Here is a 19,323-nt window from a genome sequence, read left to right as displayed (position 1 = left end):
CTCACGCTTGTCGTCGGCGTCCTCCACCGCGGTGGGGGCCGCCTCGGGCGCCGCGTCCTCGACCGCGCCGCTCTCGTCGGGCACGCTGTCGGCCGGCGTGGCGTCCTCCGGCTCGGCCGCGGACACCGGTGAGGTGAGTCCGGGGATGAAGGCCGGATCGATCCCGGCACCGTTCAGGGGCTTGCTGCTCGAACCAATGCGCTGCTCCACAGCGGGCAGTATGGTCGAAGATCCTGTGACGGACACAGCAGGTCCCTGCATCGTTATACGAATCTTCGCCGAATCCCCTGTACGACGCCCCGCGGGTTGGCGACGCACCGTGCCATGACGTCGTACAGGGCGCCGGGGATGCAGGGTGCGGGTAGGCGGCCGGTCGGCGCCGCGTCAGCCGAGTACGGCCAGCGCGTCGATCTCGATGAGGAGCCCGGCCGGGAGACCCACGTAGACGGTGGTCCGGGCGGCAGGCGGCTGAGTGAGGCCCTGCTCCCCGAAGTAGGCGTTGTAGATCTCGTTCATCTCGGCGAAGTGGTCCACGTCCGTCAGATAGACGCGGATCATCATCACGTCGTCCCAGCCGGCGCCGCCCTCCTCCAGGATCGCCTTGACGTTGGCGAGGGTCTGGAGGGTCTGCTCGCGCAGGGTCGGGCCCGCGGGTGTGGGCGGCTTGCCCTCCTCGGCGGGCAGGAAGCCGACCTGGCCGGCGACCTGGAGGATGTTCCCCTTCTTCACGCCGTGGGAGAACGCGGCGGGCGGGGTCGTGTGGGTCTTCGGAGTCAGGGCGATCTTGTCCGTCATGGGGCGTCCTTCGCGGGGGAGTTTCCGGAGTACTCCCGGCTGATGACGTCCGCGGTACGGCGCACCAGCGGGAGCAGGGTGAGGAGTTCGTCGGCGGAGACGACGACGTTGGGCGCGGAGACCGACATGGCTGCGACGAGCCGTCCGTCGGCGCCCCGGACGGGGGCGGCGACGCAGTTGATGGACTCCTCGTGGCCGCCGAGGTCGGTGGCCCAGCCCTGTTCGCGCACGAGCGCCAGTTCCGTCAGGAACGCGGCGGCGTTCGGCGTCGAGCGGGGGGTGTACCGGGGGTAGTCGAGCTTCTCCGCGAGGGCCCGGCGCTCGGGCTCGGGCAGATCGGCGAGAAGGAGCTTCGCGACCGCCGCGACGGTGAGGGCGACCGGCTTCCCGATCCGGGAGTACATCCGCACGGGGTAGCGGCTGTCCACCTTGTCGATGTAAAGGACCTCGTTCTCCTCGTACACCGCGAGGTGGACGGTGTGCCCGCACTCCTCGTTGAGCCGGACGAGGTGGGGGTGGGCGATGTCGCGGACGTCGAGGTTCTCGACAGCCTGCTGGGCGAGGGCGAAGAGGCGGGCGCCCAGGCGGTAGCGCTGGTCGGACTGGCGGTAGACGAGCCCGTGCTCGTGCAGGGTGCGCAGGAGGCGCAGCGCGGTGGACTTGTGCACACCGAGCCGCTCGGCGACCTGGCCGAGATCGGCGGGGCCCTCGGCGAGCAACGGCAGGATGCTCAGCGCCCGGTCGACGGTCTGGCTCATGGGGTAGGTACCTCCTCGTCGGCCCGCAGTGCGGCTTCCGTCCAGCCGGGGCCGAGTCGCAGTCTCTCCCACCCGGCGTCGTCGAGCGCGGCCAAGCGGTCTGTGTGGTCCAGCCACGAGGCGCGCCGCGACGGGGACCCCTCGGCGGCGGTGGCCGCAGGCAGGTCGGCGAGGTCACCGGGGACGGTGAGCGTGGCGGCGGCCATGAGGTGGCCGTGGCGGAGCCGGTCGCGGACGGGCAGGCCGCGCAGGGTGGCGGAGAGGAAACCGGCGGCGAAGGCGTCCCCGGCTCCGACGGCGGCCACCACGTCGACGCTCAGGGCGCGGACGAAGGTGGCGGTGCCCGAGGCGTCCTCGATTCCGTCACAGTCGCTGTCGAGCGCGACCGCCCCGCCCCTGCCCTGCTTGACGACCACGATCTCCGGTTCGGGCAGCGCGTCCCGGATGGCGCGGGCGCCGTGCAGCCCCCACGCCCGACGGGCCTCGTCGGCCCCCACGAAGACGATGTCGGCCCGGCGTGCCAGCTCCAGCAGCACCCGGGGCCCGTCGGGGTCGCGCCACAGCCCGGGGCGGTGGTTGACGTCGAAGGAGACGAGCGGGCGCCCGGCCCGGGGTGCGGTCAGCTCCCGTACGAGGCCGAGGCAGTCGTCCGACAGCGCGGCCGTGATCCCGGACAGGTGCAGGACGCGGCCGGCCCTTACCGCGCCCAGGTCCGTGTTCCCCACCGCCATCGCCGAGGCCGCCGACCCGGCCCGGTAGTACGCCACCTCGTGGCCGCGGCTCGCCCGGTCCTGCGCGGTGCGGAAGTAGATGCCCGTGGGCCGCTCCGGGTCCCGTTCGACGGCGCTCACGTCGACGCCGTACGCGCCGATCCGCTCGACGAGGTGGTCGCCGAACCCGTCGGCGCCGACCCGGCTGACCCAGCGCACCCGGTGGCCCGCGGCGGCGAGCATGCAGACGACGTTCGACTCGGCGCCGCCGATGCCCCGCTCGAAGGAGGGCACATCGGCCAGCCTCCCGGGCCGGGACGGCACGAACGTGACCATGGACTCGCCGAGCGCTACGACGTCCGGAGCGATGGACGGGCCATTGGCGGTCACGCTGGTGCTGGCTCCTCGTCGACGGGGGCTCCCCGGCTCGCGCGGAATGCGAGAGCGTGGGGGCAGGTCACGGCGGCTTCGTTGACCTCTCGTAGGCTGGGATGTTAGACAGCAATAAGCGATATACGCAATGACCGTTGCGCAGAGCGCAACGTGCTACGTCTGGGAGGCCCCATGGACGCCGCTACCGCCGCAGCACGCCTCACCGCCCTCATGGCGGAACGCGTCGACCACCGCTTCAAGGGCCTCCCGCCGGACGCCGAGGGCCGCACCCTCGCCGAACTGGCGGCCGAACGCCGCAACCTCTTCACCGGCGGCTTCACCACCCCGATCCTCGCCCTCTCCGCCGAGCGCCTGGAGCACAACCTCGGCCTGATGGAGACGTACGCGTCCCGTCACGGCCTCGCGTTCGCCCCGCACGGCAAGACATCGATGGCACCCCAGCTCTTCCACCGCCAGATCGCGCACGGCGCCGTGGGCATCACGCTTGCGGTCCCCCACCAGGTGCGCGTGGCACGGCACTTCGGCATCCAGCGGGTGTTCCTCGCGAACGAACTGGTCGACCCCGCGGCCCTGCGCGCCATCGCGGCCGACCTCGCCGCGGACCCGGACTACCGCTTCATCTGCTACGTCGACTCACTGCGCGGCGTCGCGCTGATGGACGCGGCCCTGACCGGAGCCGCGCGCCCGGTGGACGTGGTCATCGAACTGGCGGCCGGGGAGGGCGCGCGCACCGGCGTCCGTACGGAGGCGGAGTGCGCGGCGATCGCGGACGCCGTGGCGGCGACACGGACCCTGCGGCTGGTGGGCGTGGCCGGGTACGAGGCCGAGGTGCCGCAGGCGGACCCGGACCGGGTGCGGGCGTGGCTCGGCCGGCTGACCGCGCTGGCGGCGGACCTCGACAAGGCGGGCCGGTTCGCAGGTCTCAACGAGATCGTGGTGAGCGCGGGCGGCAGCGCCTGGTTCGACACGGTGGCGGACGTCTTCGCCCAGCTCCCCGAACTCTCCGCCCCCGTGCTGAAACTGCTGCGCTCGGGCGCGTACGTCTCCCACGACGACGGCCACTACCGCAAGCTGACCCCCTTCGCCCGGGTCCCCGAGGAGGGCGCGCTGGAACCGGCGTTCCGCCTGTGGGCCCAGGTGGTGTCCCGCCCCTCCCCCGACCAGGCGTTCGTCAACGCGGGCAAGCGGGACGCGGCGTACGACCTGGACCTGCCCTTCGCCCAGGTCGTACGGCGGGACGGCGAGGAGCACAAGGCCAACGGCGTCTCCGTGACCGCCCTCTCCGACCAGCACGCCTGGCTCCGTACGACCCCGGAGGCGGACATCAGGGTCGGCGACTGGCTGGGCCTCGGCCTGTCCCACCCGTGCACCTCCTTCGACAAGTGGCCGCTGATCCCGGTGGCCGAGGCGGACGGCACGGTCGTCGACTACATCCGAACCTTCTTCTAGCCAGTGCCCCTCCCGGCTACGGGAGCCGGCACGCCCGGTACGGGCCGGATACCGAAGGGCTCGGCGATGGAGACCGTCATCCGGCGTCCACCGTCGAGCCCTGTCGTGTGCGCCGCTTCCCCGTCCCCACGGGGCGGCACCCTCAGGAGCCGCCTCCGCTCGGGGCGGGCCCCCGCTTGTCACGCGACCCCCGGATGAACCCCGGGGGTCGCGTGCCGGTCAGACGGTCGGGGCAGGCTGGGGCTCCAGCACCTTGATCGGGGTTCGGTGCAGGCCCCTGCGGTCGTAGAAGCGGGTCATGCCGAAGCCGAACAGCAGCGCTACCACGAAGCCCACGCCGATCATGGTCCAGCCACGGCCCAGCCCGGCATCGACCTGTGCGCCGAAGTAAAGGATGGACCTGACACCGTCGACCACCTGTCGGAAGGGCTCGAACTCGGCGAGGAAACGGTAGAAGTCCGGAAGGGCCTCCAACGGGATCGTGGCGCCCGCCGACGGAATGGCGAAGCCGACCAGCACCAGCATGGACACCAGCTGGCCGGGCATCCCGAAGACCGCGAGCAGAGCCAGCGCGGTGATGCCCATCGCGGTGGTGGCGCAGGCCCCGTAGATCCACAGGAGCGTCAGGTGCGAGGCGTCGATGCCGACGATACTCACGGCCGCCACCAGTGCCAGGGCGGACGTCACCAGCGACAGGCCGGCCATGAGCCCGCACCCGATGGCGAAGTGACGCGTACGGCTGATGCGCTCCGCGGGCTTGACACGGCGGAAGGGGCCGTAGTCGCTGGCCGCGTACCCCAGCATGGCGTCCAGCTGGGTGTGGATCACATTGGCGCCCAGCATGCCGCCCAGGACGAGCACCAGGGTGTAGAAGAACGCGCTCAGCCCGAGTCCGCTGTGGGTGCCGATCTCATGGCCCTCCTGGACCGTCACCGTGATCGGGTCGGCGATCAGCAGCCGCTCGGCCGTGCTCGGCTGCTCGGCCTTCACCGCATGGTCCGCCTCCGGCTTCGCGTGCCCGCTCGCCTCGGCCTTCGCCGCACGGGCTGCCTGCAGCTTCGCCTGCTGGCCCAGCTGCTTGCCCAGCTCGATGGAGGTGGTGTGAGCCACCTCCCGGTTGATCTCGGAGGCCATGGAGGAGCCGAAGCTTCCGGAGGCGGGGTTGGTCAACACCTGCAGGGTGGGGCGCTTCGGGTCCTGCTGCTGGGGGACGGCCAGCGCGGCCACGGATGCCGAGAAGTTCTCGGGGATCACCAGGGCGCCGTACGCCTTGTCCTTCCCCAGCATCTCCTCGGCCTCGCTCCGGCTGACCTGCTTCCAGGCGACCTTGCCCTTCAGCTCCGGGGAGTGGGCGACCTTCGAGTTGATCTGATCACCCAGGTTGATCTGCTTCCCGCCCATGTCCATGCCCTTGTCGGCGTTCACCAGCGCGATCGGCAGATCGTGCATGTAGCCGGTCGGGTTGTTGTTCGCACCCATGTACAGGAGCGAGAGCACGAAGGACAGCAGGCCGAGGATCAGCGCAGACGGGATCCACAGGCTCCGCCGGCGCAGCACCTTTCGTCCGGGCGCTCGATGAGGATGCACCGGCTCAGACATGGTGCCTCCCCTCGGAAAGGGGCGCCATGGAGGAACTTTCATGACAAATGACTCTTATGTGACATGAGACCGGCAACTCTGCTCCAGATGCGATGTCGCGCCGCGGTGCGGTGCGCGTAAGACGTGCGACAGAAGACCAGCCCTCGGGTCGACGGGCCCAGGCTGGAAACCTCCACTATCCAAAGCCTAGATACTCACACTATCCAGTCCTGGCTGTCGAACTGAGCGGCAGCGATACTGGTCACAGCACGGAAATCGAGGGAGCGCATGAGGATCTCGGAACTGAGCCGACAGTCGGGGGTGCCGGTCGCGAGCATCAAGTACTACCTGCGGAAGGGGCTGATGCCCGCGGGCCGCGCGATGGGAGCCACCCTGGCGGAATACGGCGAGGAGCATGTTCAGCGCCTGCGGCTGATCCGGGCGCTGACAACCCTGGGAGGGTTGTCCATCGCCGCTGCCCGTGATGTGCTCGCCGAGATCGACCAGCCGCATGATGATCCGCGCGGCATGCTCGGCGTCATCCACTACGCCCTGCGTACCCCGGCCGATGCCGGAGCGACCGGCGCCGAGGAGCTGACGGAGCGCGTCGACAGCCTCGTGGAGGCAATGGACTGGGACGTATCGGAAGCCTCGCCCCACCGCCTCGCGCTGGCCGCGAGCCTGCGAGAGCTCAGCCGCCTCGGGATGGACTTCGGCGTGGACGACCTCCTCCCGTACGCCACGCTGGCCGCCGCCGTGGCGCGGCTGGACCTCGACCAGATCGACGGCATCGAGGACCGGATGGCGCTCGCCGAACGTGCCGCGATCATCACCCTGCTCCTCGAACCGGTCCTCGCCCTGCTCCGGCGGCTCGCCCAGGAGGGCGAGGCACGTCGCCGCACAGCGGAGGCCGCCGCACCCCACACCGCGTAGCCTGAGCCCTCCCGGCGCGGGCCTGACCTCGCCTCGGTGCCCCGGCAGGACCAGTAGGAGCGCCCATGCCCCCCGTGGATCTCGCCGACCTCGCCCTCCGGGACGCGGACGTCGTCGACGGCAGCGGCGCCCCCTCCTACCGCGCGGACGTGGCGGTCAAGGACGGCAGGATCGTCTCGATCGTCAAGGAGGCCGCGGCGGCGGGCTGCCAACGCCCCAGGGCCGTGCGGGAACTCGATGCCGAGGGCCTCGTCCTCTCCCCCGGCTTCATCGACATGCACGCCCACAGCGACCTCGCGCTCCTGCGCGACCCGGACCACAGCGCCAAGGCCGCGCAGGGCGTGACGCTCGAGGTCATCGGGCAGGACGGGCTGTCGTACGCGCCGGTCGACGACCGCACGCTCGCCGAGGTGCGCCGCGCGATCACCGGCTGGAACGGACACGGCGACGACATCGACTTCACCTGGCGTTCCGTGGGCGAGTACCTGGACCGCCTGGACGAGGGCATCGCGGTCAACGCGGCCTATCTGATCCCGCAGGGCACGGTCCGCATGCTCGCCGTCGGCTGGGAGGACCGCGAGGCGATGCCCCAGGAGCTGGACCGGATGCGGCAGTTGGTCGCCGAAGGGATGGAACAGGGCGCGGTCGGCATGTCGTCCGGGCTGACCTACACCCCCGGCATGTACGCCACGGACGCCGAACTCACCGACCTGTGCCGGGTGGTGGCCGCGTACGGCGGCTACTACTGCCCGCACCACCGGTCGTACGGGGCCGGAGCCCTGGAGGCGTACGAGGAGATGGTCACGCTGACCCATGAGTCCGGCTGCCCGCTCCACCTGACGCACGCCACCATGAACTTCGGCGTCAACAAGGGCCGGGCCGGTGAACTGCTGTCCCTGCTCGATGCTGCGCTGGCATCGGGTGCGGACATCACGCTGGACACCTACCCCTACACCCCGGGCTGTACGACGCTGGCGGCGATGCTGCCGAGCTGGGCGGGCGAGGGCGGGCCCGAGGAGATCCTCGCGCGGCTCGCCGACGACCGCACCGCCGAGCGGATCCGGCACGGGATGGAGGTCGTGGGCTCCGACGGCTGCCAGGGTGTGCCCATCGAGTGGGACACCATCGAGATCTCGGGGGTCAGTGATCCGGGGCTCGCGGCGTACGTCGGCAGGACCGTGCAGGAGTCCGCGGACCTGCGCGGCGAGACGCCGTGGGCGATCGCCCGCCGTCTCCTCGTCGAGGACCGGCTGGGCCCGACGATCCTCCAGCACGTGGGCCACGAGGAGAACGTCCGGGCGATCATGCGCCACCGCGTCCACACCGGCGGCTCCGACGGCATCCTCCAGGGCGCGAAACCGCACCCGCGCGCCTACGGCACCTTCCCGCACTACCTAGGCCGGTACGTCAGGGAGCTGGGGGTGCTGTCGCTGGAGGAGTGCGTCGCCCATCTCACCGGCCGCCCGGCGGCCCGGCTGCGACTGCCGGACCGCGGCCTGGTCCGCGAGGGCCACCGGGCCGACCTGGTCCTGTTCGACCCGGCCACGGTCGCGGCGGGCGCCACCTTCGACCAGCCGCGCACACCGCCGACGGGCATCCCGTACGTCCTGATCGACGGCCGTTTCGTGATCGAGGACGGGCGGCGCACCGACGTACTGGCCGGACGGGCGGTCCGCCGGACTCCGGCATGACCGCCCGCCCGCGGGTCGCCTACGGCTTGGGCAGGGTGCAGCCGCTCGCACTCAGGTCGAGCTTGTTGCCGGCCCCGAAGCACGCGGGGATCTGGTAGATCTCCTCGGCGTAGTTGATGCCCTGGCGGACGGTCACGTTCCCGCTCTCGTCGACCTCGCAGGGGTTGTTCAGGGTGCAGGTCGCGCCGTCCTCGTTGCCGGTGTTGTTGACGGCGACGACCTTGCCGGTGGTGGTGTCGACGACCGGCGACCCCGAGGTGCCGCCGATGGTGTTGCAGGCGGAGGTGTAACGGACCGAGTCCTTCCAGGTCCAGCCGCCCTCCTTCAGGCGGTACACGAACCCGTCGATGTTGCAGCTGTAGATCCGCTTCCAGTAGCCGGAGACGACCTTGATGGAGGTACCGGCGACCGGGTGGGTGTCGGCGACGGTGAGCGCGTTGATCCCGTAGGTGTTCCGGATCTGCGCATAGGTGCTGGTGAGCTGATAGATCGTGACGTCCGTGTCGGTCATCGTGGAGTATGCGACCTTGCTCGCGCGCAGCGTCGCGACCTTGCTTCCCGAGGAGTTGAGCAGGCCGAAGGTGCGGCTGGAGGACTGGCCGACGATGACCTGGCCGGGCGAGGGGAAGCCGGTCTCCAGACAGTGGCCGTTGGAGAGCACGAGCGCCGGGTCGTTGTCCGCGGAGTTCGGGAAGCGGATGACGGAACCGGAGCAGTTGCTGAGCGAGACGGTGCCGGCGAAGTCGACGGCCTGGACCGTCGCCTTCTTGGCGGGCGCGGCTGTGGTCCCGGACGCCGCGATCGCCGGTGCCGTACCGGCTCCGGCGATCACCAGGGCGAAGAGGGGGGCAGCGAGTGGCTTGCGCATGTGGGGGGTTCCCTCCCGATCAGAGCGGTGACGTGGACGGCCGGAGGATTTCCGCTCGATCCACGCATTGTCATGCGCATTGTTATTTCAGCCGACCAAAGGGACAAGGACAGGTTTTCGGCCACACGGGAGCGGCGACCGTCGCGCGCCACACGTTCGACAGAGCCACCCACGTGGCGCAAAACACGCGGCGCGGGGCGTTACTCGGCCGTAAGCTCGCGGATATGCAGGTGATCCAGTCCACGAAGCTCGCCAACGTCTGCTACGAGATCCGTGGCCCGGTCCTCGAGGAGGCGATGCGACTGGAAGCGGCGGGCCACCGCATCCTCAAGCTCAACACCGGCAATCCGGCCGCCTTCGGCTTCGAGTGCCCGCCCGAAATCCTGGAGGACGTCCTCCGCAACGTCTCCACGGCACACGGCTACGGCGACGCCAAGGGCCTGCTCGCCGCGCGCCGGGCGGTCGTGATGCACAACCAGACTCTCGGCATCGAGACGGACGTCGAGCACGTCTTCATCGGCAACGGCGTCTCCGAGCTGATCGTGATGGCGATGCAGGCTCTGCTGGACGACGGCGACGAGGTGCTCGTACCGTCGCCGGACTACCCCCTGTGGACGGCGGCGGTGTCCCTGTCGGGCGGCACGCCCGTCCACTACCGCTGCGACGAGCAGTCGGACTGGATGCCGGACCTCGCGGACGTGGAGCGGAAGGTCACCGACCGCACCAAGGCGATCGTCATCATCAACCCGAACAACCCGACGGGCGCGGTGTACGACGAGACACTGCTCCAGGGCCTGACGGACATCGCGCGCCGGCACAACCTCCTCGTGTGCTCGGACGAGATCTACGACAAGATCCTCTACGACGGCACCACGCACACCCCGACGGCGGCGGTGGCCCCGGACCTGATGACCCTGACCTTCAACGGCATGTCGAAGGCGTACCGGGTGGCGGGGTACCGGGTGGGCTGGATGTCGATCTCGGGCCCCCGGGCGCACGCGGAGTCGTACATCGAGGGACTGACGATCCTCGCGAACATGCGGCTGTGCGCGAACATGCCGGGGCAGCACGGCGTGGTGGCGGCGCTGAGTGGCCGCCAGTCCATCACGGACCTGGTACTGCCGGGCGGGCGGCTGAAGGAGCAGCGGGACACGGCGCACGAGCTGCTGACCCAGATCCCGGGCGTGACCTGCGTGAAGCCGAAGGGCGCGCTGTATCTGTTCCCGCGCCTCGACCCGAAGGTCTTCAAGATCAAGGACGACCGGCAGATGGTCCTGGACCTGCTGCGGCGCGAGAAGATCATGGTCGTGCACGGAACCGGCTTCAACTGGACGGAACCCGACCACTTCCGGGTGGTGACCCTGCCGACGGTGGGAGATCTGACGGCGGCGATCACGCGGATAGGGAACTTCCTGGACGGCTACAGCCAGCGCTGACGCTCACCACGGGCGAGCCCACCGGGCGAGCGACTCACTCCGTTGCGTGACTCGACTCAACTTTAGACGAAATCCAAGCTAGGATGGCTTCCTGTCGCAGCACAGGAGGCCGGCCCATGTACGAACCGATCCGCACCAAGTCGGTCCACACGACGGCCCGCACCACCCCCGACTTCCCGCACCGTTCGCGCGAGGAGGAGCTGGACATCCAGCTCGCGGGCCATCTGGCGGCGTTGCTCACCGTGACGGACGAACTGCGCGAGCTGGAGCCCTCCGTGGAACTGGACGCGGCCGCCGAGCGGCTCGTCGAGCAGGTGGCGCGGCTGCGCGGCGAGGTGCCGCCGGTCCGTGTGACGACGCCCGCTCGCGGCCGTGAACCGCGGCTCACGGCACTCCATCGACGCGCCCACGCGCTGGCGGGCCGCGCCCTGGTGGTGGCGGCGTCCCGTGCGGACACGGCGGCGGCGATCCTGTCGGCGCAGCGCATGGACGCGCACACCGCCGCGCTGGCCGAGCCGCGGGAGCCCCTCACCGCCGGCTGACCCTTCCTCACGGCTCCCCTCGACGGCCCCGGTCCGCGCGCACCCGCAGCGACGCGCGGACCGGGTGCCATGACACTGCGTTCGCTTGAGCCGGGATCTCCTGCGGCCGCCGGTACCCGTCGCGACGGCGAGCATCCCGGACGCGGTCCGACGACGCCGAACCCACCCAGCCGGCGCATCTGCTTGCGGTTGGCCGGCACCGCCGGAATCGGCCATCGTGGCTGATCATCGTCACGACGGGGCGTTCAGGCTCTTACGAGCTCCTTCGAGCCCAGCTCGCCTTGTGCGCACTCAAGGTTCCGGGCCACACGCTCGCGATGTTCGGCGGGCAGCTTGCCGTCATTGAGCAGGCGTTCACAGCAGCTCTTCGACTCCTCGTACTCTCCGACCCAATAGGCGGACACCGCGAGTTCGTCGAGTACTTGCCAGTCGTACCAGCCGAACTCGACGAAAATGATGTCGTCGCTTGGATACGGGATCCGCGCCGCCTGCCGCGCAAACATGTAGGCGAGCGGCCAGCGCTGGCCGTTGACGCGACACAGGCGCGCGAGCTCGCCGAGGGCTTCGGCGCGCGAGGGGCGGCTCTCGTACGCACGCAGGTAGCGGCCCATCACCTCGGTCGGCGGCCGCTCGAGCGCTTCCGCGAGCCGTGCGGCCCGGAGGTGTGCGCAGAAGCCCTCCTGAGCACAACCCTCCATGGCGGCCCGGCGGTCATAGGCTTCCAGAGACTTCTCCAGCTCACCGACATTGCCCCAGCTCTGAGCGAGGTAGAAGACGTAACGGGCGTTGTCGGGTTCCTTGAGCAAACCTTGCTGGAGGGTCTCCACATCGCGCAGATACTTCTCCCTCGCGTCGCCCTGCCTGTCGCGTGCCCCGCCTCCCACGATGAGGATGTTGGCACCTTCGAGAGCCCCGACGGTGTACGGGGAGTCGACGTCGAGGTACTCGTGCAGGACGCCGACGTACCGCCATGGCAGCCGGGTTGAGACCAGGGCGCGGCGCCGATGGATGATCGGCCCGCTGTGCACTGCGACCCTGTAGGCGTCGAGAGTCAGCTCCGGCATGCGGAAGTTGGGCTTCACCTCCATCACGTCGTCGGCGTCCATGAAGAGCAGGTAGTCCGCGCCGGTGCGGGCGAGTTCGATCGCTTCGGTACGACTCCCGTCAAATCCCTTCCAGGGCCGTTCGTACAGTTCACCGGGCAGATCACTGTAGACGTCGCGGATGACGTCCTGGGTACCATCGGTCGAACCCGTGTCCAGGATGACCCATGTATCGATCAAGGGCCGTACGGACTCGAGACAACGACGAATCACCGGGGCTTCGTTCTTGACGATCATGTTCAGGCAGATCGTTGGCTTCACGGTACCGTCCAACTCCACGGCGACAAAAGACCGATGTGCGACAGTATCCAGCCTTTCGAGGTCACACAACGAAGCCGGACCGAAGCCGCCGTTTTTCTCGTCCTGAACGACCGACCGCGGCAGCGTACTTATCAGAGGAAGAACTGCACGAAAAACCACCCAATGACCTGACGAGAACGCCGGGTTCACGAGATCGCTTTCGCGAAGCAACCCCTTGATTGCGTACATTCGGGTGGTCCGCTACTCCCAAGTGCCTGCCGAACGGCGGCATCACCGGGGCCGCCTCGTAACGTCTGTGGAAATGAGGGTGGTTCGAACTTCAGCATCTCCGGCACCAACACGGACCTTTCGGTGTCGGCGATCTGAGATCGTCCTCACCCATCCGTCCTCACCATTCCACGAGATGTGAGCAAGTGAAACGTAGGAAATTGTGGGCAGGGTTCGCCGGACTGGCGGCGGCATTCACCGGGGTGACCACCTGGGCGATTCAATCCCAGTCGGCCTCGACTCCTCCGGATTCCAGGGCGCCGTCAGCGGCCCGGGTGGCACAGGACCCCGACGTGCTTCTGCAGACGGCCATGCTACAGCTTCAGAAGTTCAACGACTCCCAAGGGGCCGCCCGTACCTATAGGCGCATTCTGAAGCTGGACCCCGGCAACAAGATCGCCTGGTACAACCTGGGAGTCCTCGCGCAACAGGCCGACAAGAAGGCCGATGCCCGTGAGGCCTACGACAAAGCCCTGAAGATCGACCCGAATTACGAGTCGGCTCTCTTCAACGAGGCGCTTCTGCTGAGGCCGAGCGAGCCCGACCGCGCCATCGGACTCCTGAAGCGCGTCGTTGCTTTCGACCCGAAGGCGGGCACGGCCTATCTGCAAATGGGACACATCCTGGCGGAGAATCACCGGAACGACGAAGCCGAGAACGAGTTCCGCCGTGCCCTCGAGACCGACCCCTCGCTCCGTTCCGAAGTACCGGAGCGCTTCCGGGATTCCATCAGCCCCTCCCCGGCTTCGGGCCAAGAAGGGAGCACGAGATGACGTCGACCGCGACCCCGAGATTCTCCGTCTTCACCCCCAGCCACCGACCTCGCTTTCTCGATGAGTGCCTGGCATCCCTGCAGGCGCAGACCTGTTCGGACTGGGAGTGGATCGTCCTGCTCAACAACGGCGCCCGGTGGCGGCCGGAGCGACCCGACGACAGGATCCGCCTGGAGATCGCGGACGACGTCCACGGCGTCGGAGCGGCGAAGCGCAGGGCCTGCGAACTGGCACGGGGCGAGATCCTCGTGGAACTCGACCACGACGACCTCCTGGCGAAGTCATGCCTGGCGGAGCTCGGCAAGGCGTTCGACGCACACCCCGAGGCGGTCTTCGTCTACAGCAACACCGCCCAGATCACCGAGGACGGGAAACGGGACGACAGCCGGTTCGACGAGACGTGTGGTTGGAAGTACGAGGAGGTGACCGTGGACGGCCGCAGACTCCAGCAGGTCATCTCCCTGGCACCGACGCCGCACAACGTCTCCTACATCTGGTACGCGCCCAACCACGTGCGGGCGTTCCGCAAGGAGAGCTACGAGAAGGTCGGCGGGTACGACGCCACGCGTTCGGTCCTGGACGACCAGGACCTGATGTGCCGTCTCTTCCACGCCGGCGACTTCCATCTCATCAACCGCTGCCTCTACCTCCAGCGGGTGCACTCCGACAACACCCAGCGCGACCCGGAGATCAACGCACACATCCAGCGCGAGACGGTGACGCTGTACGACAAGTACATCGAGGCCAACGCCCTCGCCTGGACCCAGCGACGCGGACTGCTCGCGCTGAACCTCGGCGCGGGCAGCCGGAAGCCGCCCGGCTACCTGGCTGTGGACCAGCACCCAGGAGAGGGCGTCGACATCGTCGCGCCCCTGCCCGGGAAGCTGGACCTGGCCGACGGCTCGGTCGGCCTGATCCGGGCGGTGGAGTTCCTGGAGCGCGTGCCGGCGAAGGTGCCGCTGATCAACGAGTTGTACCGGTTGCTCGCGCCCGGCGGCATGCTCCTCACCACAACACCCAGCTCCGACGGCCGTGGCGCATACCAGAACCCGACGCACGTCGCCTACTACAACGAGAACTCGTTCTGGTACTACACGGACAACCAGTACCGCGCCTTCGTGCCCGCCCTCGATGCCCGGTTCCAGTCGTCGCGGCTGGTCACCTACTTCCCGACCGACTGGCACTCCGACAACAACATCTCCTACGTGGTCGCCAACCTCATCGCGATGAAGGAGGGCGCTGCGAGGTGCGGAGGACCGCTGCTGGTATAGGCCGCAGGAGGCGCCCTGCAGGACCGCTGCGAGGTCCTGCAGGGCGCCTCCTGCGTGCGCCGGGTCCCGCGTGCCCGTCCTCCTCACAACCCCGGCTGAACCGCGCGCCGGTCGCGTGGGTCCGCCCCCAACCACCGCTACTTCCAGGGCAGCCAGGCGTGTCGCATGCCCTGCCCCGCCTCCGTAGGAGCACGTCACATGACCACGCTCATCAGCGACCCGGAGTCCCCGCAAGCCCACGGGAAGGAGGGGTGCGCGCCGGAGGTTCCGAAGGCGCCTGGCCGGATCCATCGGGTCCTCGCCCACGAGTGGACCCTTGCGGCCGTCGGCAGCGTGCTTCTGGCGGTCCTGATGACCTGGCCGACCGCCCGGCACCTCGCCACCACGATCCCGCAGGACGTCTATGACCCGCTGCTGCAGGCGTGGCAGATCGCGTGGGGAGGCCACGCACTGGCCACCGACCCGGCCGACATCTGGGACGCCAACGCCTTCTTCCCCGAGCGGCTGAGCCTGGCGTATTCGGACAGTCTCCTCGGCTACGCCCCCTTGGGCATGATCGGTTCCGGCGCTTCCGCCGCCGTCGCCCGCTACAACGTGATCTACGTCCTCGTGCACGCGCTGGCCTTCTTCGGCGCGTACGCCCTGACCCGGCAGCTGGGCTCGCGCATCCCCGGTGCACTGGTGGCCGGAATGGCGTTCGGTTACGCACCTTGGCGTCTGGCCCATGGCGGGCATTTGAACATCCTGTCCACAGGCGGGATCGCACTGGCCCTGGCCATGCTGGCGCGGGGGCACGGTTTCAGCCTCCGGGACGGCTACCGGGCGGGGCACCCCCGGCTCGGCTGGATCCTCGCCGGCTGGGCCGTCGCCGCCTGGCAGATCACCCTCGGTTTCGGACTCGGCATCTCCTTCGGGTATGTCCTTCTGGTCATCGGGTTCATCATGGCGATGGGCCGACTGCGGGGGCACCGGGCGGACGCGTCAGGTCGCGTGTTGATCGGCAACCTGTCGGGCGGTGCGCTGTTCACCGTGACCACGGCGCTGATGGCCCGGCCTTACCTGCACATCACGGAGATGTACCCGGACGCGCGGCGCACCGTGGCCGACCTCGCCCTCTATTCGCCCCCGCTCCGTGGCATGCTCACCGCCCCGGCCGAGTCCTGGCTCTGGGGCTCCTCCCACCAGGAAGTCCGGGCCACGTTGGCCGCCCCGGCGGAGATGACGTTGCTACCGGGTTTCGTCCTCATCGGTTTGGCGGTGATCGGCCTGGGCCTGTCCGCCTGGCACCCGCGTACCCGGCTGTGGCTGGGCGGAGCAACCGTGCTTGCCGGGTACCTGGCCCTGGGTACCCAGGCCTGGGGCGGGGGGAAGTACGGCTACTTGTTCCTCTTCCGGCACCTGCCCGGACTGGACGCGATCCGCACGCCCGGCCGACTGGTCGTCTGGGTGACCTTGTTGCTGGCCGTCCTCGCCGCTGGTGCGGTCAGTGCCCTCTGCGACCGGATGGACGCGATCGCCGGGGAAAAGCCCGACAGCGGTCGGAGAATCCTCGTGCGGCTGGCCATGCTCGCCCCGGTGCTGCTCATCGGCATCGAGTGCTTCAACGTCACCCCGCACCCACGCGCGCCGACCACTCCCGCCGCCCTGCTCGGTGAGCGAGGGCCGGTGCTGGTCCTGCCCAGTGACATGATGACCGACCCTGCGGTCATGCTGTGGTCGACAAACGGCTTCCCACGGATCGTCAACGGCAGCAGCGGTTTCTCCCCCGCGAGCCAGGAGCGGATTCGGACCGTCTCTGCGAGTTTCCCCAGCGCGGAAAGCATCGACTACTTGCGCACGATCGGAGTGAGGACCGTGATCGTGTTGCGTGACCGTGTCCCGGGCACCCGCTGGCAGGGGGCCGCCTACGGGTCGGTAGCCGAGTTCGGCGTCGACCGACGGGACGTCGGCACGGCCGTTGTCTTCAGCTGGTGAGCTCACCGGCCCGCGCCGCGGCAGCCAGCGCGGCGAAGGCAGGCGCCTTCAGGGCCGCGGTCAGCTGGTCGTCCCAGCTCGGCAGGGGCGCGACGCCGGCCCGCAGCCAGTTGCCGTGCCCGAGTACACCGAACGCCGGGCGGGTGGCCGGGCGCGGGAACTTCTCCGAACCGACCGGGCGGAGCCGCTCGGGATCGAGGCCGCTGAGACGGAAGGTCTCACGCGCCAGGCCGCACCACGTGGTGTGGCCGGCCGCCGTACCGTGGTAGATGCCCGCCGGTGCGCGCCCGGCCAGTGCGGCACGACCGAGGGCAGCCAGCTGCCGGGCGAGCGCGCGGGACCAGGTCGGCTGGCCGTGCTGGTCCGCCACCACGTCCAAAGTCTCGCGTCGAGCGGCGAGTTCGAGCATGGTCGTCACAAAGTTGGGCCCGTGTGCGCCGTACAGCCAGGCGGTGCGCACGATGTAGCCAGTGCGCGGCAGGAGTTCGGTGACTGCTCGCTCCCCTGCCAGTTTGCTCCGTCCGTACGCGTTGACCGGCCCGGTCGGAGCGTCCTCGGGATACGGCGAGCGGGCGTCGCCCGGGAACACATAGTCGGTGGAGACGTGGAGCAGTAGGGCGCCATTGTCCGAGCAGGCACGCGCGAGGTGGCGGACGCCTGTGCCGTTCACGGCTGTGGCCGCCGCCTCGGACCGCTCGGCGCCGTCGACATCCGTCCAGGCGGCGCAGTTGACCACCACCCGGTGACCGGTGACGGCCACGCGCACGGCTGCCGGGTCGGTGATGTCGAGCTGGTCCCGGCTCAGTCCCGTCACCGCGGCGTCCGGATCGACGGCGAGTTCGGCCAGCACGTCCTGGCCAAGGAGCCCGCGTGCACCGGTCACCAGCCAACTCGTGGTCATCGCAGCGCGGTCCTCTCCTTGAGCGGTTCCCACCAGGAGCGGTGAACGCGATACCAGGCGACCGTGGTGGCCAGGCCCTCCGTGAAGGACACCTGGGGGGAGTAGCCGAGCTGTTCGCGAATCTTGCTGTCGTCCAGCGAGTAGCGCAGGTCGTGGCCCTTGCGGTCGGGCACGTGCTCGACGCGGTCCCAGTCCGCGCCGACCGCGTCCAGCAGCAGGCCCGTGAGTTTGTGGTTGCTCAGCTCGGTCCCGCCGCCGATGTTGTAGACCTCCCCGGCCCTGCCGCCGTGCAGGACCAGGTCGATACCCCGGCAGTGGTCAAAGACGTGCAGCCAGTCGCGGATGTTGCGGCCGTCCCCGTACAGGGGAACCGTCCTTCCCTCGAGCAGGTTGGTGATGAAGAGCGGGATGACCTTCTCGGGGAACTGGTACGGCCCATAGTTGTTGGAGCACCGGGTGACCACGACGTCCAAGCCGTGGGTGCGGTGGTAGGCAAGCGCCAGCAGGTCGGAGCCGGCCTTCGACGCGGAGTACGGGGAGTTCGGCGCAAGCGGCCACGCCTCGGTCCATGAGCCCTCACCGATCGAGCCGTACACCTCGTCGGTGGACACGTGGACAAAGCGACCGATGCCGTGTCGGTGAGCCGCGTCCAGGAGTACCTGCGTGCCCATCACATTGGTGCGGACGAAGGGACCGGCCCCGTGGATCGACCGGTCCACGTGCGACTCGGCGGCGAAGTGCACCACCGCGTCTTGGCCCGCCATCACCTGGTCGACCACGTCCGGGTCACAGATGTCGCCCTGGACGAAGGCGTATCCGGGATTTTCCGCCACAGGCGCCAGATTGGCCACGACCCCCGAATAGGTGAGTTTGTCGAGGACGGTGATCCGTTCTGCCGGATCCGATTTCAGCCGTCGGCGGACGTATTCAGAACCGATGAATCCAGCGCCGCCGGTCACAAGAATGCGCATAGGTCTCCGAGTCTCCCTGGTGCCCGGCGTTCAGCACCGGGGCCTGGTCAACCATTATCTGCACCGCTTACGCTACTCGGGGCTCCGGAATCTTCCTGGCAGGCGGGACCGATTCACGCTGATGGTGTCGATGATGAGCCGATACATTCCTCTGTCCGGAAGGCTCGGGTGGCATGCGGACGGTGCCCGCGAGGCCGAAGCCTCGGGGCACCGTCATTCATTCCCGGGTGAAGCGGACGACCCGCACGGTACCGCCGCTCGTATGGGAGTTACGTGAGTTTGGCGCAGACCACGAAAACGGTGACGGGATTGCCCGTGCCGCCAGCCTGTCCCTGCCACCCAGTGGGCGCCGTGGTCGCGGAACCCCCGAGCGGTCTGGTGATGTTGATTTCGTTCTGCTGGTTGTTCGAGGCCCCACCGCCGGTGGCGACGTCACCGGTGTTGCACGTGACAGACACCAGATTGTTCCCGGTGGCGGACTTGACGTAGAGGTTGACCGGGCCCGCGGCACCCTGAGCGCCTTGGTTGCCCTGGTTGCCCTGGTTGCCCTGGTTGCCCTGGTTGCCCTGGTTGCCCTGGTTCCCCTGCGGACCCTGCGGACCCTGCGGACCCTGCGGACCCTGCGCCCCCTGGTTGCCCTGGTTGCCCT

At 69.2% G+C, this 19,323-nt stretch carries 16 protein-coding genes and 1 pseudogene; 8 read left to right on the top strand and 9 right to left on the bottom strand.

What is annotated here, in order from left to right:
- Nucleotides 1-384: 384 nt before the first annotated feature.
- The 3 genes from BIV24_RS28415 to BIV24_RS28405 are packed head-to-tail and all read right to left on the bottom strand — an operon-like array spanning nt 385 to nt 2,599.
- Nucleotides 385-795: a RidA family protein gene (locus tag BIV24_RS28415; RefSeq protein WP_071369332.1), complete on the bottom strand. Its 411-nt coding sequence runs from the start codon at nt 793-795 to the stop codon at nt 385-387.
- Nucleotides 792-1,553 (bottom strand): IclR family transcriptional regulator, encoded by a 762-nt coding sequence (locus BIV24_RS28410; protein ID WP_071369331.1) that lies wholly within the window; start codon nt 1,551-1,553, stop codon nt 792-794. The genes BIV24_RS28415 and BIV24_RS28410 overlap by 4 nt, the downstream gene beginning before the upstream one ends.
- Nucleotides 1,550-2,599 carry a sugar kinase gene (locus BIV24_RS28405; RefSeq protein WP_071369385.1) on the bottom strand — a complete coding sequence of 350 codons (1,050 nt, stop codon included), beginning with the start codon at nt 2,597-2,599 and terminating at the stop codon, nt 1,550-1,552. Before BIV24_RS28405 ends, BIV24_RS28410 begins: the two co-directional genes overlap by 4 nt.
- Before the next feature lie 228 nt (nt 2,600-2,827).
- Between BIV24_RS28405 and BIV24_RS28400 the strand changes: the two genes are divergently transcribed.
- Nucleotides 2,828-4,105 carry an amino acid deaminase gene (locus tag BIV24_RS28400; protein ID WP_071369330.1) on the top strand — a complete coding sequence of 426 codons (1,278 nt, stop codon included), beginning with the start codon at nt 2,828-2,830 and terminating at the stop codon, nt 4,103-4,105.
- Nucleotides 4,106-4,324: 219 nt separating this feature from the next.
- Here BIV24_RS28400 and BIV24_RS28395 read toward each other — a convergent pair whose 3' ends face one another.
- Nucleotides 4,325-5,704 (bottom strand): DUF3533 domain-containing protein, encoded by a 1,380-nt coding sequence (locus tag BIV24_RS28395; protein WP_071369329.1) that lies wholly within the window; start codon nt 5,702-5,704, stop codon nt 4,325-4,327.
- 267 nt (nt 5,705-5,971) lie between these two features.
- On the opposite strand from BIV24_RS28395, the gene BIV24_RS28390 reads away from it, so the two are divergent.
- Nucleotides 5,972-6,616, top strand: coding sequence for a MerR family transcriptional regulator (locus BIV24_RS28390; protein WP_071369328.1), 645 nt, complete (start codon nt 5,972-5,974; stop codon nt 6,614-6,616).
- 65 nt (nt 6,617-6,681) lie between these two features.
- Nucleotides 6,682-8,307 carry an N-acyl-D-amino-acid deacylase family protein gene (locus tag BIV24_RS28385; protein ID WP_071369327.1) on the top strand — a complete coding sequence of 542 codons (1,626 nt, stop codon included), beginning with the start codon at nt 6,682-6,684 and terminating at the stop codon, nt 8,305-8,307.
- 19 nt (nt 8,308-8,326) lie between these two features.
- Here the strand turns inward: BIV24_RS28385 and BIV24_RS28380 are convergent, their stop codons facing one another.
- On the bottom strand, nt 8,327-9,175 hold the full coding sequence (locus tag BIV24_RS28380; protein ID WP_071369326.1) for a trypsin-like serine peptidase: 849 nt from the start codon (nt 9,173-9,175) through the stop codon (nt 8,327-8,329).
- A 224-nt stretch (nt 9,176-9,399) separates the two neighbouring features.
- On the opposite strand from BIV24_RS28380, the gene BIV24_RS28375 reads away from it, so the two are divergent.
- The gene (locus BIV24_RS28375; protein WP_071369325.1) at nt 9,400-10,611 is read left to right on the top strand and encodes a pyridoxal phosphate-dependent aminotransferase; all 1,212 of its coding nucleotides are present in this window, start codon (nt 9,400-9,402) and stop codon (nt 10,609-10,611) included.
- Between the two features lie 116 nt (nt 10,612-10,727).
- A complete protein-coding gene (locus BIV24_RS28370; protein ID WP_071369324.1) occupies nt 10,728-11,153 on the top strand; it encodes an SCO4983 family protein in 426 nt (141 codons plus the stop codon).
- A gap of 245 nt (nt 11,154-11,398) precedes the next feature.
- Here BIV24_RS28370 and BIV24_RS28365 read toward each other — a convergent pair whose 3' ends face one another.
- On the bottom strand, nt 11,399-12,745 hold the full coding sequence (locus BIV24_RS28365; protein ID WP_218149345.1) for a glycosyltransferase: 1,347 nt from the start codon (nt 12,743-12,745) through the stop codon (nt 11,399-11,401).
- A gap of 332 nt (nt 12,746-13,077) precedes the next feature.
- On the opposite strand from BIV24_RS28365, the gene BIV24_RS28360 reads away from it, so the two are divergent.
- From BIV24_RS28360 to BIV24_RS28350, 3 genes are all read left to right on the top strand, one after another.
- Complete coding sequence (locus tag BIV24_RS28360; RefSeq protein ID WP_143064683.1) at nt 13,078-13,557, top strand: tetratricopeptide repeat protein; 480 nt, start codon at nt 13,078-13,080, stop codon at nt 13,555-13,557.
- Nucleotides 13,554-14,828, top strand: a complete 1,275-nt coding sequence (locus tag BIV24_RS28355; RefSeq protein ID WP_071369322.1) for a glycosyltransferase — start codon at nt 13,554-13,556, stop codon at nt 14,826-14,828. Before BIV24_RS28360 ends, BIV24_RS28355 begins: the two co-directional genes overlap by 4 nt.
- 198 nt (nt 14,829-15,026) lie before the next feature.
- Nucleotides 15,027-16,802 carry a DUF2339 domain-containing protein gene (locus tag BIV24_RS28350; protein WP_071369321.1) on the top strand — a complete coding sequence of 592 codons (1,776 nt, stop codon included), beginning with the start codon at nt 15,027-15,029 and terminating at the stop codon, nt 16,800-16,802.
- Here the strand turns inward: BIV24_RS28350 and rfbD are convergent.
- The 3 genes and pseudogenes from rfbD to BIV24_RS34880 all read right to left on the bottom strand — a co-directional run.
- On the bottom strand, nt 16,792-17,703 hold the full coding sequence (gene rfbD, locus BIV24_RS28345) for a dTDP-4-dehydrorhamnose reductase (RefSeq protein ID WP_071369320.1): 912 nt from the start codon (nt 17,701-17,703) through the stop codon (nt 16,792-16,794). The two genes, BIV24_RS28350 and rfbD, sit on opposite strands and share 11 nt — an antisense overlap.
- On the bottom strand, nt 17,700-18,674 hold the full coding sequence (rfbB, locus tag BIV24_RS28340) for a dTDP-glucose 4,6-dehydratase (protein WP_071369319.1): 975 nt from the start codon (nt 18,672-18,674) through the stop codon (nt 17,700-17,702). The genes rfbD and rfbB overlap by 4 nt, the downstream gene beginning before the upstream one ends.
- Nucleotides 18,675-18,943: 269 nt before the next feature.
- A pseudogene (locus BIV24_RS34880) lies at nt 18,944-19,323 on the bottom strand (collagen-like protein); the annotation flags it as partial.

It is taken from the genome of Streptomyces colonosanans (assembly GCF_001866645.1).
GTDB classification, from domain to species: domain Bacteria; phylum Actinomycetota; class Actinomycetes; order Streptomycetales; family Streptomycetaceae; genus Streptomyces; species Streptomyces colonosanans.
Note: the sequence above shows the minus strand (reverse complement) of the source record. Positions and strands in the feature narration are given on the sequence as shown.

What these genes read in the sequence shown, in the direction of transcription:
- BIV24_RS28380 (WP_071369326.1), bottom strand. Translation starts at nt 9,175, where the DNA reads ATGCGCAAGCCACTCGCTGCCCCCCTCTTCGCCCTGGTGATCGCCGGA.
- BIV24_RS28355 (WP_071369322.1), top strand. Translation starts at nt 13,554, where the DNA reads ATGACGTCGACCGCGACCCCGAGATTCTCCGTCTTCACCCCCAGCCAC.
- BIV24_RS28390 (WP_071369328.1), top strand. Translation starts at nt 5,972, where the DNA reads ATGAGGATCTCGGAACTGAGCCGACAGTCGGGGGTGCCGGTCGCGAGC.
- BIV24_RS28415 (WP_071369332.1), bottom strand. Translation starts at nt 795, where the DNA reads ATGACGGACAAGATCGCCCTGACTCCGAAGACCCACACGACCCCGCCC.
- rfbB (WP_071369319.1), bottom strand. Translation starts at nt 18,674, where the DNA reads ATGCGCATTCTTGTGACCGGCGGCGCTGGATTCATCGGTTCTGAATAC.
- BIV24_RS28400 (WP_071369330.1), top strand. Translation starts at nt 2,828, where the DNA reads ATGGACGCCGCTACCGCCGCAGCACGCCTCACCGCCCTCATGGCGGAA.
- BIV24_RS28350 (WP_071369321.1), top strand. Translation starts at nt 15,027, where the DNA reads ATGACCACGCTCATCAGCGACCCGGAGTCCCCGCAAGCCCACGGGAAG.
- rfbD (WP_071369320.1), bottom strand. Translation starts at nt 17,703, where the DNA reads ATGACCACGAGTTGGCTGGTGACCGGTGCACGCGGGCTCCTTGGCCAG.
- BIV24_RS28375 (WP_071369325.1), top strand. Translation starts at nt 9,400, where the DNA reads ATGCAGGTGATCCAGTCCACGAAGCTCGCCAACGTCTGCTACGAGATC.
- BIV24_RS28385 (WP_071369327.1), top strand. Translation starts at nt 6,682, where the DNA reads ATGCCCCCCGTGGATCTCGCCGACCTCGCCCTCCGGGACGCGGACGTC.
- BIV24_RS28410 (WP_071369331.1), bottom strand. Translation starts at nt 1,553, where the DNA reads ATGAGCCAGACCGTCGACCGGGCGCTGAGCATCCTGCCGTTGCTCGCC.
- BIV24_RS28365 (WP_218149345.1), bottom strand. Translation starts at nt 12,745, where the DNA reads ATGTACGCAATCAAGGGGTTGCTTCGCGAAAGCGATCTCGTGAACCCG.
- BIV24_RS28370 (WP_071369324.1), top strand. Translation starts at nt 10,728, where the DNA reads ATGTACGAACCGATCCGCACCAAGTCGGTCCACACGACGGCCCGCACC.
- BIV24_RS28395 (WP_071369329.1), bottom strand. Translation starts at nt 5,704, where the DNA reads ATGTCTGAGCCGGTGCATCCTCATCGAGCGCCCGGACGAAAGGTGCTG.
- BIV24_RS28405 (WP_071369385.1), bottom strand. Translation starts at nt 2,599, where the DNA reads ATGGTCACGTTCGTGCCGTCCCGGCCCGGGAGGCTGGCCGATGTGCCC.